Raw genomic sequence first — 12,514 nt, forward strand, 5'->3', positions numbered from 1 at the left:
GAGCGGTGGCGTCAGGTGTCCGCGCGGAGCAGGGGCGGGTGCAGGGCGGTGGCCGGGCCACGCCGGTAGAGCTGGGCCGGCCGGCCGCCGTCCCGGGTCGTCGTCTCCCCTGTCGGCTCCAGGAAGCCGGCTGAGCTGGTGACCTTGCGGTGGAAGTTCCGCGGGTCCAGCGGCCGGCCCCACACCGCCTCGTAGACCCGCCGCAGCTCGGCGACCGTGAACGACGGCCCGCAGAACGACGCGGCCAGCGACGTGTACTCCAGCTTGCCCCGGGCCCGCGCCACCCCGTCGGCCAGCACGGTGTCGTGGTCGAACGCCAGCCCGGGGGAGACCTCCTCGACCGGCGCCCAGCGGGCCGCGGCCGCATCGCTGCCGGCCCGCGGGTCCGGCGGGGCGGCGACGAGCGCCAGGTGCGCCACGGTGACCACCCGCATCCGCGGATCCCGGTCCGGCGCCCCGTACGACGCCAGCTGCTCCAGATGGGCCGCCCCCGGGGTCAGCCCGGTCTCCTCGGCCAGCTCGCGCGCGGCCGCAGCCAGGAGGTCCTCGTCCGGCCGCACGAAGCCGCCCGGCAGCGCCTCCCGGCCGGCGAACGGCTCCTCCCCGCGGCGCACGACCAGGACCTCCAGCCGGTCGGCCCGCACGGTCAGCACCACCAGGTCCACCGTCACCGCCACGGCGGGGAACGCCTGCGGGTCGTAACCACCGTCCACGACTCCAGCCTAGCGGAGTAATCGTCAGATTGACGACAATGCGAGAACCTGCTTATCGTCAGGACGACGACAACACCGAGAAGGGACTTCTCATGGCCGACATCACCCGCTATCCCCTCGTCCGCCACCTGCGCAGCTCGGCGACCGCGCACGTGCTCCGCGTCCGCAACGGCCGGGTGGTCCGGGCCGCCACGGGCGCGAGCTTCTGGTTCCGCCCGCTGTCGTCGGTCCTGTCGGAGATCCCCGTCGACGACCGCGAGCTGCCCCTGCTCTTCCACGCCCGGACCGCGGACTTCCAGGACGTCACCGTGCAGATGACGCTCACCTTCCGCGTCGTCGACCCGGCGCTGGCCGCGGCGCGAGTGGACTTCTCCATCGACCCGGCGAGCGGCCGCTGGCGGGGCACCCCGCTCGAGCAGGTGGCCGGCCTGCTCACCGAGTCGGCGCAGCAGCACGCCCTCGACCTGCTGGCCACCATCGACCTGGCGGCCGCGCTCACCCGCGGCGTGGCACCCGTGCGCGACGCCGTCGAGCGCGGCCTGGCCGCCGACCCGCGCCTGGCCGAGACCGGCATCGCCGTCATCGGGGTGCGCGTGGTGGCCGTCCGCCCGGAGGCCGACGTCGAGCGCGCGCTGCAGACGCCGACCCGGGAGCGCGTGCAGCAGGAGGCCGACCGCGCCACCTACGAGCGGCGCGCGCTCGCGGTCGAGCGCGAGCGGGCCATCAGCGAGAACGAGCTGGCCAACCAGATCGAGCTGGCCCGCCGCGAGGAGGAGCTCGTCGGCCAGCGCGGCGTCAACGCCCGGCGCGAGGCCGAGCAGGCCGCGGCCGCCGCCGAGGTCGCCAGCGAGGCGCAGGCCCGCCGTGACCAGCGCGCGGCGCAGGTCCGCGCCGACGGTGAGCGCCTGGCCGGCGCCGCCCGCGGCGAGGCGACGGCGGCCTACCTCGCCGCGCACGCCGACGTCCCGGCCGACGTGCTGCTGGCCGTCGCCGCCCGCGAGCTGGCGAAGAGCCTGCCCCAGGTCGACAGCCTGGTGCTCACCCCCGACCTGCTGGCCCCGGTGCTGGCCAGGCTGGGCGGTGCCCGGTGACGCCGGCTCCCCGGGTGGTCGTCGTCTCCCGCACCACCGAGCTGCGGGAGCTCGTCGCCCGGCACGGCACGGCGGCGCAGGCGGCCTTCTTCCTCCGCACGCGGGGCCGCGACATCGCCGAGGTGACCGAGCGGGACGCCGCGCAGACCCGGGCACTGGCCGCCGCGACGGCCGGCGTCCCGGTGGACTGGCGGCGCGGCGCCGTCGAGCGCGCCGACCTCCCCCGCTTCCTCTTCGCCCCCGAGGACGTCGTCCTCGTCGTCGGGCAGGACGGGCTGGTCGCCAACGTCGCCAAGTACCTCGACGGCCAGCCCGTGGTCGGGGTCGACCCCGAGCCCGGCCGCAACCCCGGCGTGCTGGTGCGGCACCGGCCGGGCGACGTCGCCGGGATCCTGCGGGACCGGCCGCGGCCCACGCCGCTGACGATGGTGGAGGCCGAGACCGACGACGGGCAGCTGCTGCGGGCCCTCAACGAGGTCTACGTCGGCCAGCCGACCCACCAGACGGCCCGCTACCGGCTCACCGCACCCGGGGCGCAACCAGAGCGGCAGGCGTCCTCCGGCGTCCTCGTGTCGACCGGCACGGGGGCCACGGGCTGGTGCCGCTCGGTGTCCCGGGAGCGCTCCGGCCCACCGCAGCTGCCGGCCCCGACCGATCCGCAGCTCGCCTGGTTCGTCCGCGAGGCCTGGCCCTCGCCGGCGACCGGCACCACCCGGACGCAGGGCCTGCTGGCCGACGGCGACACCCTGCAGCTCGACGCGGAGTCCGACGGGCTGGTCGTCTTCGGTGACGGCCTGGAGGCCGACCGCCTCACCCTGGGCTGGGGTCAGCGGGTCACGGTGCGCCGCTCCCGGCGCAGCCTGCAGCTGGTCTGACCGCGCGGCCGGCCGCGCGTCGGGCCCGGCGGCCGCGCGTCAGGCCTGGACGGCGACGGCGATCGGCGTGCTGAAGGCCCGGCACCACAGCAGCACCGTGCGGTACTGACCGACGTCGACGTCGGCGGGGACGACGTAGTTGGCGCTCCCGCTCGTGCCCTTGAGGCCGCCCAGGTTGACGCCGTCGTCGGGCTCCTCCTGGCCGGCCCCCGGGACCAGCCAGACGAACACGTCGACCGCCCCCTGGATGTCGATGTCCTCGAGGCGGACGAAGTAGGTGTCCCCGCTGCGGTAGACCACCGCCTCACCGGTGGCGGTGTGCCCGACGCCCTCGATCTCCCCCGAGCTGATCCGCTCCGGCTCGGCCGGCGCCGGCGGTGGCGTGCTCGACGGGGCCGGCTCCCCGGCGGGCGGCGCCCCCGGAGCAGGCTCCCCGGCGGGCGGCGCCCCCGGAGCCGTCCCGCCGCCGACCTGACCTCCGGCGGCACCCTCGCCGGGGGCGCCGCCGGCGGTCTCGGTCGGGACGGGGATCCCCTCCAGCAGGGACTCGTTCACCTCGCGGTCCACGGTGGCCGGCACGAGGACGACCGCGACCAGGGCCAGCACGGGCACCGCCCGCAGCACGCCCCGCACCCAGGGCCGCCGCGTCACCCGCGGCACCAGCAGCCGGCTCCACAGCAGGATCGCGACGACGATGGCCGCCACGATGAGCCACGACGTCACCGTCCGCGGCACCAGGGCGGCCGGCGAGATGGGCAGCAACCACAGCGCCAGCGCGGCGACCGCGGCCACACCCAGGACGACGGCCAGCTTCCGCAGCAGCGGCGACCCCCTCAGCACCCGCGCAGTGTGCCGTCACGGGCCGCCGCGTGGGCGATCCGGCGGCGCGCTGCCCGCGGACGGGCTCCCGGCCGCGCCGCAGCCCCGAGGGACGTGGGTCAGGCGGCCTCGGCCTGCAGCAGGCGGCGACGGCGGGCCTTGGGCCCGGTCGACATCTTCCACAGCTTGACCAGCTGCGAGGGCAGGTTCGTCACGGTGGTGTTGTCCAGCCACCCGTTCGGCAGGGACAACCGGAAGATCTTGTGCCAGGCCGAGTAGACCTGCTGGGGCAGCGGTGCCGAGTGGTAGTTCAGCCCGTACTCCTCGAACAGGGCCTTCACCTTCGGCGCGATCTCGGCGTACCGGTTGCTCGGCAGGTCGGGGAACAGGTGGTGCTCGATCTGGTGCGACAGGTTCCCGGTCATGAGGTGCATCGCCTTCGACCCGGAGATGTTGGCCGAGCCGAGCATCTGGCGCACGTACCACTCGCCCTTGGTCTCGCCGTCGATCGAGCGCTTCTCGAAGGTCTCGACGCCCTCGGGGAAGTGCCCGCACAGGATCACCGAGTTCGACCACAGGTTGCGCACGACGTTGGCCACGAAGTTGGCCGCCAGGGTCGGCACGAAGTTCGGGCCCGACAGCAGCGGGTGGACGACGTAGTCCTTGCGCACCTGGCGGCCGATCTTGCGCAGCACGGCCTTGCCGCGCCGGCGGAAGTCCGGGTCGCCGGTCTGCTTCTTGGCGATGACGGCGCCCAGCTCGAGGTCGTAGGCGGCGATGCCGTACTCGAAGAAGCAGGCGTTGACGAAGCTCCACACCGTCTGCAGGAGGTAGGCCGGCACCCACTTCTGGTCCTCGTCCACGCGCATGATGCCGTAGCCGAGGTCGTTGTCCTTGCCGATCACGTTCGTGTACGTGTGGTGCAGCTGGTTGTGCGAGTGCTTCCACTGCTCGGCGGGGCTGGCCATGTCCCACTCCCACGTCGTGGAGTGGATCTTCGGGTCGCGCATCCAGTCCCACTGGCCGTGCAGGATGTTGTGCCCGATCTCCATGTTCTCGAGGATCTTGGCGATCGACAGGCCGATCGTGCCGAGGACCCACGCGGGCGGGAAGCCCGAGGCCAGCAGGACGGCGCGGCTGCCCAGCTCCAGCTTGCGGTGCACGTCGATGACGGTGCGGATGTAGCGGGCGTCGGACTCGCCGCGGCTGTCGAGCACGCCCTGCCGGATCGCGTCCAGCTGCTTGCCCAGCAGCTCGATGTCCTCGGCGGTCAGGTGCGCGATCGGGTTGTCGGGCTTCTTCTGGATGACGGTCATGCGGGGGTTCCGCTCCTCTGTCTCGCTGGTCGGGGTGCGGTCAGTGGTCGATGAGCAGGACGCGGCTCAGTGGTCGATGGCGCAGGCGCCGGCGGGGGCGCTGACGCAGGTCTGGACGAGGACGCCGTCGCCGGGGGCAGCGGTGGTCACCTCGCCGGTGCGCAGGTCGCGGACGGCGCCCTCGCGCAGCGGGAGGACGCAGCCGAAGCAGATGCCCATGCGGCAGCCGCTGGGCATGAGGACACCGGCCTCCTCGGCGGCGTCGAGGATCGGGGTCGCGCCGCCGGCCTCGACGGTGGTCCCGCTCCCGGTGAACGCGACCGTGCCGCCCTCGCCGTCGGTGGCGACGACGGCCGGCCGGAACCGCTCGGTGTACAGGCGGTCGGCCAGCCCGGCGCCGGCCCAGTGCTCCTCCAGCGCGTCGAGCATCCCGACCGGACCGCAGGCCCAGGTCGGGCGCTCGGCCAGGTCGGGCACGAGCCCGGCCACCTCGGCGGCCGAGAGCATGCCCGCGGTGTCGGTGTGCTGCTCCACCAGCCGGATCCGCCCGGCGGCGGCCAGCTCGCGCAGCTCCGCGCCGAAGATGACGTCGTCGGCGGTGGGGGCGGAGTGGACGACGACGACGTCGACGTCGTCGTCCGTGGCCCGGTTGCGCAGGATCCCCATCACCGGCGTGATGCCCGACCCGGCGGTGACGAACAGCGCCCTGCGCGGACGCGGCGCGGGCAGCGTGAAGTCGCCGGTGGCCTGGTCGAGCTGGACGATCGCGCCGGGCGACGTGCGGTGCACCAGGTGGTTGCTGACCACCCCGCCCGGGATGGCCTTGACGGTCACGGTGAAGCAGCCGTCGGCCCGGCCGAGCACCGAGGTGATCGAGTAGGCGCGCCACCGGCGGACGCCGTCGACGTCGACGCCGAGGCGCACGTACTGGCCGGGCACGTGCGGTCGCCAGTCGCGGCCGGGCCGGATGACGAGGGTGGCGGCGTCCCGGGTCTCGCGGTGGACCGCCTCGATGCGGCCGCGCAGCGCCGCGCCGGAGCGCAGCGGGTCGACCAGGTCGAGGTAGTCCGACGGCAGGAGCGGGGTGGTGGCGAACTCGGCGAGCCGGAGCACGCGGTCCCGCAGCGCCGTCAGCCGGGGCCGGGCCGGGGAAGCGCTCGGCTGGGTCACGGTCATGTCTCGAGGGTTTCCCAGTGGCGGTGCTAACTACCTGTGCTCTCGACGTGAATCGGCGACGTACTCTTGTTCGCCAGGGACAAACCAGCCGGGATGGCAGGAGGCGCGGTGGCCGGGGACGAGTCGCCCTTCCCGCCCGGGGTGGCCGCGGCGCTGACCGAGCAGCTGCCCGCCGTCGCGGAGTCGACGATCGCGGCCATCGTCATCGAGGTCCCCAGCTACGCCGACGCGTTCGGCGGGGACATGGGCAGGACCATCGACCGCGCCGTCCAGCTCGCCCTGGGCGGGTTCCTCAGCCTGGCCACCGGTGGCGCCGACCCCAGCCGGCCCGTGGGCCCGGCACTCGACGGCGCCTACGCCCTCGGCCGCGGCGAGGCGCGCAGCGGCCGGTCGATGGACGCGCTGCTGGCGGCCTACCGGGTGGGCGCGCGCGTCTCCTGGCGGCACATGAGCAGCGCGGCCGTCGCGGCCGGCATGTCGCCGGCGCACCTGGCCCGCTTCGCCGAGCTGGTCTTCGCCTACATCGACCAGCTGTCGGCCTCGTCGGTGGCCGGCCACGCCGACGAGCTGGCCTCCACCGGCCGCGCCCGCCGCCGGCACCTGGAGCGGCTGGCCGCGGTGCTGCTCGCCGGGCGGCCGCTGCACGACCTGACCGCCGCCGCCGAGCGGGCCGAGTGGCTGCCGCCGCGCACGCTGACCGCCGTCCTGCTGCCGGAGACGCAGGTGCGCGCCGCGCTGTCGGCCCTGGACGTGCGGACGCTGGTCAGCAGCGACGAGCTCCCCGACGCCGGGGCCGGCCTCGAGCGGGTCGTGCTGCTCGTGCCGGACGCCGAGGGGCGCGGGCGGTCCGCACTGCTGGCCGCCCTCGACGGGCGGGAGGCGGTGGTCGGGCCGCCCCGGCCGTGGGCGCGGGCGCAGGCCTCCCACGCCCGGGCGCAGCGGGCCCTGCAGCTGGGGCTGCGCGCCGAGGGCGACGCGCCGCTGGACACCGAGGAGCGGCTGGCCGAGCTGGTGCTGCGCGCCGACGCCACCGCGCTCGGCGATCTCCGGTCACGGGTGCTCGCCCCGCTGGACCGGGTCGGCGCCGCCGCTCGCGAGAAGCTCACCGAGACGCTGCGCTCCTGGTTGCTGCACCACGGCCGGCGCGACGCGGTGGCCGCGGAGCTGTTCGTGCACCCGCAGACGGTCCGGTACCGGATGGGGCAGCTGCGCGAGCTCTTCGGCGACCGGCTCGACGACCCGCGCACGGTGCTGGAGCTGACGCTCGCCCTCGCCGTCCCGGCGAGCTGACGGGCACCTCCCACCCGCCGTCCAGGGGGTTCACAGCTGCGCGGAGCAGCGTCGAGCCATGACCCGGACCACCGCGCACCGCCCCGTCGTCCGCGAGCGGACGGGCGCCCACCCGTGGGTCCGCCGTCCCGGGCCCGCGGGTCCGCCCGACCTGACCGGCGAGCTCGCCGTCCGCGTGGCCCGCGCGGCGCTGGCGGAGCACCCGGGCGCGGTCGTCCGCACCGTCGAGGTGGACGACGGCGGCCGCTTCACCGCACGGCTGGCCACGCCGCTGGGCGAGCGGGTGGTCGTCCGGCTGGACGCCGACCTCGCCGTCCTCGGCTGGATCGTCGAGCCGGTCTGACGCCGGTCAGGCGGCGCCCAGCACCGCGACGAGGAAGTCCGATGCCGGCGTGAACGGGTGCAGGTGCCAGGTCGACAGCAGCACCGACGGTGCCAGGCCCGCGCTCGCGGCATCGGCGAGGAAGTCGTCGAAGGCGTAGTCGCGGCCGGCGCCGAAGCCGACCACCGCTCGCCCCGCGGGCGCCAGGTGGGCGCGGAACCGGCGCAGCACCTCCACCCGCGTGCTCGGGGCGAGGAACGTGACGACGTTGCCGGCGCACACGATCGCGTCGAACCGGTCGGGCAGGTCCAGCTCGGCCAGGTCGCCCACCAGCCAGCGCGGTCCGGGGTGGTCCTCCTCGGCGGCGGCGATCAGCACCGGGTCGACGTCCACCCCGACGACGTCGTGCCCGGCGCGGCCCAGGTGGCCGCCGACGCGGCCCGGCCCGCAGCCGGCGTCCAGCACCCGGGAGCCGCGCGGCAGCATCGCGTCGACCAGCCGCGCCTCGCCGACGATGTCGGTGCCCTGCGCGGCCAGCCGGCGGAACCGCTCGACGTAGGCCGGCGAGTGCCCCGGGTCTGCCTCGGTCATCCGCACCCATGCGCTCGGCTCGGTCATCCCCCCATCCTCTCCGGCCGCGGCGGCACCTCGCCGGTCAGGTGCGCACGTGCTCCTCGAGGCCGCGGCCGGGGTGCCAGGCCAGGATCCGCAGCGCCGTCCGGTCGGCGGTGTGGCCGGTCCACACCACCTCGGTCAGGTCCAGCCGGAAGAGGTGCGCGCCCTCGGCAGCGTCCCCGGCGTCCCCGGCAGCGCCCTCGTGGACCGCCCGCCCGGCCACCTTCGCCTCGCCCGGCCAGCGGGTGCCCCCCTCTCCGGGGTCCACGGTCGGGCTGTGCACCGCCACCCGCGGGTCGCGCAGCAGGTCGCGGGCCTTCACGGCACCGGCCATGGAGCCCAGCCGCAGCTCGCCGTCGGCGGCGAACTCCACCTCCGTGCCGCTGATCCGCGGCGCGCCGTCGGCCCGCAGCGTCGCCATCGTGGCGTGCGGGGACGAGGCGAAGGCGGCGCGCACGAGCGCCGCCAGGTCCGGGACCTCGGCCGCGACGTCCGCCCAGCGCGCCATGCCGGGCAGTGTGCTCCGTCAGGCCCCTCTGCAGGGACCCGGTGCGAGCCTGCGAGTGCCGGGGGCAGAGGGGTCCTTCATCAGCGGGGAACGCGCCAGTCCGGCGGGTCGGCCGGGTGCAGGGCGGGGTCGTCGGCGACGAAGGTCCGCACCGGTCCCGGCGGGGTCCGCGGCCCCTCGAACCGCACGGTCACCCGGCCGATGCCCCGCCCCCACACCCAGCCGGCGCCGAGCTCGTCGTGCCGCACGTCCTGGCCCGGCCACCAGCGCCGCTCGGCGGGCAGCTCCGGCTCGGGCTCCGGCTCCGGAGCGACGTCGTCCTCCCCTCCTCCCGCCGACGTGGCCACGTCGGCGGGCTCCTCGGCGAAGAGGTCGCCCTGCGCGTACAGCGACAACCCGGAGACGCCGACCCCGAGCAGCCGCAGGCCACCGGCGGTGCCGGCCTCGTCGAGCAGCCGCCGGGCGATGCCCGCGATCTGCCGGGGGTCGTCGGTCGGCTGCGGGAGCGTCTGCGAGCGGGTCAGCGTCGTGAAGTCGTAGCGGCGCAGCTTGAGCGTCACGGTCCGGCCCGAGTAGGCGGCCGCGCGCAGCCGGCCGCCGACGCGGGCGGCCATCGCGTCGATCTCCCGTCCCAGGACCGCGCGGTCGGTGAGGTCGCGCTCGAAGGTCTCCTCGGCCGACACGGACTTGGTCTCCCGGTCGGGGACGACGGCGCGGTCGTCCTCCGCGCGGGCCAGCGCGTACAGCCCGGCGCCGTGCGCCCGGCCCACCAGCGCGACCAGGTCCGGCAGGGAGCGCGCGGCCAGGTCCCCGACCGTGCGCACCCCGACGGCGTGCAGCCGCTCGGCGGTGGCCGGGCCGACGCCGCCCAGCGTGGTGACCGGCAGGGGGTGCAGCACCTCGATCTCGGTGCCCGGCGCGACGACGACGAGGCCGTCGGGCTTGTCCAGCTCCGAGCCGAGCTTGGCCATGAGCTTCGAGCTGCCGATGCCGACCGAGCCGGTGACCCCGCCGGTGGCCGCGGCGATCCGCTCCTTGAGCCCGCGCGCCAGCGCCGTGACGCCGTCGACGGTCAGGTCGTTGGCCGGATCGGCGGCCAGGTCCACGTAGGCCTCGTCGATCGACACCGGCTCGACCAGCGGCGACAGCTCCCGCAGCAGGCCCATGACGACGTCGGAGGTCGCCCGGTACGCGCCGAAGCGGCCGCCGAGGAACGCCGTCCCCGCCGGGCACCGGCGGCGCGCCTCCGCGGTCGACATCGCCGAGCGCGCCCCGTAGGCCCGCGCCTCGTAGGAGGCGGTGGCGACGACGCCGCGGCCGCCGACCCCGCCGACGACCACCGGCCGGCCGCGCAGCGAGGGCTTGTCGCGCTGCTCGACGGCGGCGAAGAACGCGTCGAGGTCCAGGTGGAGCACGCTGGCCTCTCGACGCACGTCCCCCATCCTCGCGCGTCCGGGGGACACGCCCGGGTGAACCGGTACGAAACCGTTCCCCGACCGGTTGATCGTCGGCCCGCCGGGCTGGGAGTCTGCGGGTACCGACCCGCACGAACCCAGGAGGACCGTGAGCGCCGCCGCGACCGTGTTCCTCGTCGTCGGCGGGATCGGCGTCGCGCTGCTGCTCGTCTCCCTCGTCGTCGGCGAGATCGGATCCCTGGCACTGGACGCCGACGGCGGGCCCTTCTCCCTCGAGGCGGTGGCCGCGCTGCTGGGCGGGGTCGGCTTCGGCGGCGCGGCGACGATCGCCCTTCTGCCCGAGGACGTGGCGGGGACGGCGGCCGTGCTCATCGGCCTGCTCGTCGGCCTCGCGCTGGCCGTGCCGCTGGCGTGGGTGGCGATCCGGCTCTCCCGCGCGTTCCGCGACATGCCGACGACGCCGACGCTGACCCGCCACCACCTGGCCGGCGCGCAGGGCGTCGTCGTCTCCGCCATCCCGGCCGCCGGCTACGGCGAGGTCCGGCTCGCGCTGGCCGGCCAGAGCCTCAAGTACGCCGCCCGCAGCGACGACGCGCTGCCGCCCGGCACCCCCGTCTACGTGGTCGAGGCCCTGAGCGAGACCGCCGTCCACGTCGTCTCGACCGCCCCGGACCCCCTCCCAGAAGTCGGAGAGAACCCATGACCCTGCTGATCGCGATCGGCGGCCTCGCCGTCCTGGTCCTCGCGCTGGTGCTGTTCGTGCTCAGCCGGATCAAGGTCGCCGGGCCCAACCAGGCCTTCATCGTCACCGGTCGCCACGGGCGGGAGATCACCGACTCCTCCGGCGTCGTCTCCCGGGACGCCTCCGGACAGAAGGTGGTCATGGGCGCCAGCGTCTTCGTGCTGCCCGTCGTGCAGAAGCTGCACACGATGGACCTGTCCAGCCGGCGCATCCCGGTCGGGATCCGGGGGGCGGTGTCCAAGCAGGGCGTGAAGTGCGACCTCGAGGGCGTGGCGATCGTCAAGGTCGGCGGCAGCGAGGGCGCCATCCGGGCGGCGGCCCAGCGCTTCCTCAACCAGCAGGGCGGCATCGACACCTTCACCTCGGAGGTGCTGGCCGGTGCCCTGCGCTCCATCGTGGGCCGGCTGACGATCGAGGAGATCATCCGCGACCGGGCGGCCTTCGCCTCCGCCGTCGCCGAGGAGGCCGAGTCCTCCCTCACCGGCCAGGGCCTGGTCCTCGACACCTTCCAGCTGCAGGACATCCAGGCCGAGGGCACCTACCTGGCCGACCTGGGGCGGCCCGAGGCCGCGCGGGTGCTCAAGGAGGCCAGCATCGCCGAGGCCCGCGCCCGCCAGGCCGCCCAGCAGGAGCAGCTGCTCGCCGACGAGGCGATCGCGGTGGCCCAGCGGCAGCTCGCGCTGCGGCAGGCGGAGATCAGCGCCGAGACCGACGCCGCCAAGGCCAAGGCGGCCGCCGCCGGGCCGCTCGCGCAGGCCGCGCAGGACCAGGCGATCCTCAGCGAGCAGGAGAAGGTCGCCGTCCGCACCGCGGCCCTGACCGAGCGGCAGCTGGACACGCAGGTCCGCCGCCCGGCCGACGCCGAGCGCTACCGGGTCGAGCAGGAGGCCGAGGCGCGCAAGAACGCCGCGATCCTCGCCGCCGAGGCCGAGCGGCAGGCCACGATCGCCGCCGCCCAGGCCTCCGCCGAGCAGGCGAAGCTCTCCGGCGAGGGCGAGCGGGCCCGGAGGTCGGCGCTGGCCGAGGCCGAGGCGATCGAAGGCGCCAAGCGCGGTGAGGCCGAGAAGCTGCGCCGCCAGGCGATCGCCGACGCCGTCGAGCGGGAGGGCGCCGCGGAGGCCGCGGCGATCCTGGCCCGCGGGCAGGCCGAGGCCGAGGCGCTCGACGTGCGCGCCGAGGCGTTCGAGAAGTACGGCGAGGCGGCCATCCTGGAGATGCTGGTCAAGGTGCTGCCCGAGGTGGTCGGGGCCGCGGCCGCGCCGCTGTCCAGCGTCGACAAGATGACGGTCATCTCCGCCGACGGCGCGAACGCCCTCAGCCGGTCCGTGGCGTCGAACGTGGCGCAGGGCCTGCAGCTGTCCGGCGACCTGACCGGCCTGGACGTCAACGCGCTGCTGCGCCGCCTCTCCAAGGCCCAGGACGTCGCCGACGGTGCCGGCGTCACCCGGATCCCGGTCGACGGCGGTGCCCCGGACGAGAACGGTTCCGCGCCCCGCTGACCCCTCGCCGGAATGGCCACTTCGGCGGTCACCGGTGACGGCGGGCGACCACCCCGGTGCCGCCGCCGGGGGCCCGGGGGGGGGGGGGGGGGGGGGGGGCCCGGGCCCGGCGGGGGGGCGTCGGGGGGGCAGG

At 75.8% G+C, this 12,514-nt stretch carries 13 protein-coding genes; 6 read left to right on the forward strand and 7 right to left on the reverse strand.

Features of this window, described 5'->3' with window-relative positions; all coding sequences use genetic code 11:
- Window positions 1–11 precede the first annotated feature (11 nt).
- Entirely contained in the window at window positions 12–713 is a 702-nt protein-coding gene (locus ACK586_RS05420) for an NUDIX hydrolase (RefSeq protein WP_409329427.1), read from the reverse strand.
- Window positions 714–805: 92 nt separating this feature from the next.
- On the opposite strand from ACK586_RS05420, the gene ACK586_RS05425 reads away from it, so the two are divergent.
- Both ACK586_RS05425 and ACK586_RS05430 read left to right on the forward strand, forming a co-directional pair.
- The gene (locus ACK586_RS05425; RefSeq protein ID WP_409329428.1) at window positions 806–1,804 is read left to right on the forward strand and encodes an SPFH domain-containing protein; all 999 of its coding nucleotides are present in this window, start codon (window positions 806–808) and stop codon (window positions 1,802–1,804) included.
- On the forward strand, window positions 1,801–2,679 hold the full coding sequence (locus tag ACK586_RS05430; RefSeq protein WP_409329429.1) for a diacylglycerol kinase catalytic domain-containing protein: 879 nt from the start codon (window positions 1,801–1,803) through the stop codon (window positions 2,677–2,679). Before ACK586_RS05425 ends, ACK586_RS05430 begins: the two co-directional genes overlap by 4 nt.
- 39 nt (window positions 2,680–2,718) lie before the next feature.
- Here the strand turns inward: ACK586_RS05430 and ACK586_RS05435 are convergent, their stop codons facing one another.
- From ACK586_RS05435 to ACK586_RS05445, 3 genes are all read right to left on the reverse strand, one after another.
- Window positions 2,719–3,519 carry a DM13 domain-containing protein gene (locus ACK586_RS05435; RefSeq protein ID WP_409329430.1) on the reverse strand — a complete coding sequence of 267 codons (801 nt, stop codon included), beginning with the start codon at window positions 3,517–3,519 and terminating at the stop codon, window positions 2,719–2,721.
- Window positions 3,520–3,617: 98 nt separating this feature from the next.
- The gene (locus ACK586_RS05440; RefSeq protein ID WP_409329431.1) at window positions 3,618–4,814 is read right to left on the reverse strand and encodes a fatty acid desaturase family protein; all 1,197 of its coding nucleotides are present in this window, start codon (window positions 4,812–4,814) and stop codon (window positions 3,618–3,620) included.
- 66 nt (window positions 4,815–4,880) lie between these two features.
- The gene (locus ACK586_RS05445) at window positions 4,881–5,990 is read right to left on the reverse strand and encodes a ferredoxin reductase (protein ID WP_409329432.1); all 1,110 of its coding nucleotides are present in this window, start codon (window positions 5,988–5,990) and stop codon (window positions 4,881–4,883) included.
- 108 nt (window positions 5,991–6,098) lie between these two features.
- Here ACK586_RS05445 and ACK586_RS05450 point away from each other — a divergent pair, with 108 nt between their 5' ends.
- Together ACK586_RS05450 and ACK586_RS05455 are read left to right on the forward strand one after the other, a co-directional pair.
- Window positions 6,099–7,280 carry a PucR family transcriptional regulator gene (locus ACK586_RS05450; protein ID WP_409329433.1) on the forward strand — a complete coding sequence of 394 codons (1,182 nt, stop codon included), beginning with the start codon at window positions 6,099–6,101 and terminating at the stop codon, window positions 7,278–7,280.
- A gap of 58 nt (window positions 7,281–7,338) precedes the next feature.
- A complete protein-coding gene (locus tag ACK586_RS05455) occupies window positions 7,339–7,623 on the forward strand; it encodes a hypothetical protein (RefSeq protein ID WP_409329434.1) in 285 nt (94 codons plus the stop codon).
- 6 nt (window positions 7,624–7,629) lie between these two features.
- Here the strand turns inward: ACK586_RS05455 and ACK586_RS05460 are convergent, their stop codons facing one another.
- From ACK586_RS05460 to ACK586_RS05470, 3 genes are all read right to left on the reverse strand, one after another.
- A complete protein-coding gene (locus ACK586_RS05460) occupies window positions 7,630–8,220 on the reverse strand; it encodes a class I SAM-dependent methyltransferase (protein ID WP_409329435.1) in 591 nt (196 codons plus the stop codon).
- Between the two features lie 37 nt (window positions 8,221–8,257).
- On the reverse strand, window positions 8,258–8,725 hold the full coding sequence (locus ACK586_RS05465) for a pyridoxamine 5'-phosphate oxidase family protein (protein WP_409329436.1): 468 nt from the start codon (window positions 8,723–8,725) through the stop codon (window positions 8,258–8,260).
- Window positions 8,726–8,805: 80 nt separating this feature from the next.
- A complete protein-coding gene (locus tag ACK586_RS05470) occupies window positions 8,806–10,158 on the reverse strand; it encodes a DNA polymerase IV (protein ID WP_409329437.1) in 1,353 nt (450 codons plus the stop codon).
- Between the two features lie 130 nt (window positions 10,159–10,288).
- Here ACK586_RS05470 and ACK586_RS05475 point away from each other — a divergent pair, with 130 nt between their 5' ends.
- Together ACK586_RS05475 and ACK586_RS05480 are read left to right on the forward strand one after the other, a co-directional pair.
- A complete protein-coding gene (locus ACK586_RS05475; RefSeq protein WP_409329438.1) occupies window positions 10,289–10,843 on the forward strand; it encodes an NfeD family protein in 555 nt (184 codons plus the stop codon).
- Window positions 10,840–12,381 carry a flotillin family protein gene (locus ACK586_RS05480; protein ID WP_409329439.1) on the forward strand — a complete coding sequence of 514 codons (1,542 nt, stop codon included), beginning with the start codon at window positions 10,840–10,842 and terminating at the stop codon, window positions 12,379–12,381. Before ACK586_RS05475 ends, ACK586_RS05480 begins: the two co-directional genes overlap by 4 nt.
- Window positions 12,382–12,514 lie beyond the last annotated feature (133 nt).

This window comes from Trujillonella humicola, assembly GCF_046233715.1.
Classification (GTDB): Bacteria; Actinomycetota; Actinomycetes; order Mycobacteriales; family Geodermatophilaceae; genus Trujillonella; species Trujillonella humicola.

Coding starts and splice junctions, on each gene's coding strand:
- ACK586_RS05455 (WP_409329434.1), top strand. CDS start 7,339: ATGACCCGGACCACCGCGCACCGCCCCGTCGTCCGCGAGCGGACGGGC.
- ACK586_RS05465 (WP_409329436.1), bottom strand. CDS start 8,725: ATGGCGCGCTGGGCGGACGTCGCGGCCGAGGTCCCGGACCTGGCGGCG.
- ACK586_RS05425 (WP_409329428.1), top strand. CDS start 806: ATGGCCGACATCACCCGCTATCCCCTCGTCCGCCACCTGCGCAGCTCG.
- ACK586_RS05460 (WP_409329435.1), bottom strand. CDS start 8,220: ATGACCGAGCCGAGCGCATGGGTGCGGATGACCGAGGCAGACCCGGGG.
- ACK586_RS05480 (WP_409329439.1), top strand. CDS start 10,840: ATGACCCTGCTGATCGCGATCGGCGGCCTCGCCGTCCTGGTCCTCGCG.
- ACK586_RS05445 (WP_409329432.1), bottom strand. CDS start 5,990: ATGACCGTGACCCAGCCGAGCGCTTCCCCGGCCCGGCCCCGGCTGACG.
- ACK586_RS05440 (WP_409329431.1), bottom strand. CDS start 4,814: ATGACCGTCATCCAGAAGAAGCCCGACAACCCGATCGCGCACCTGACC.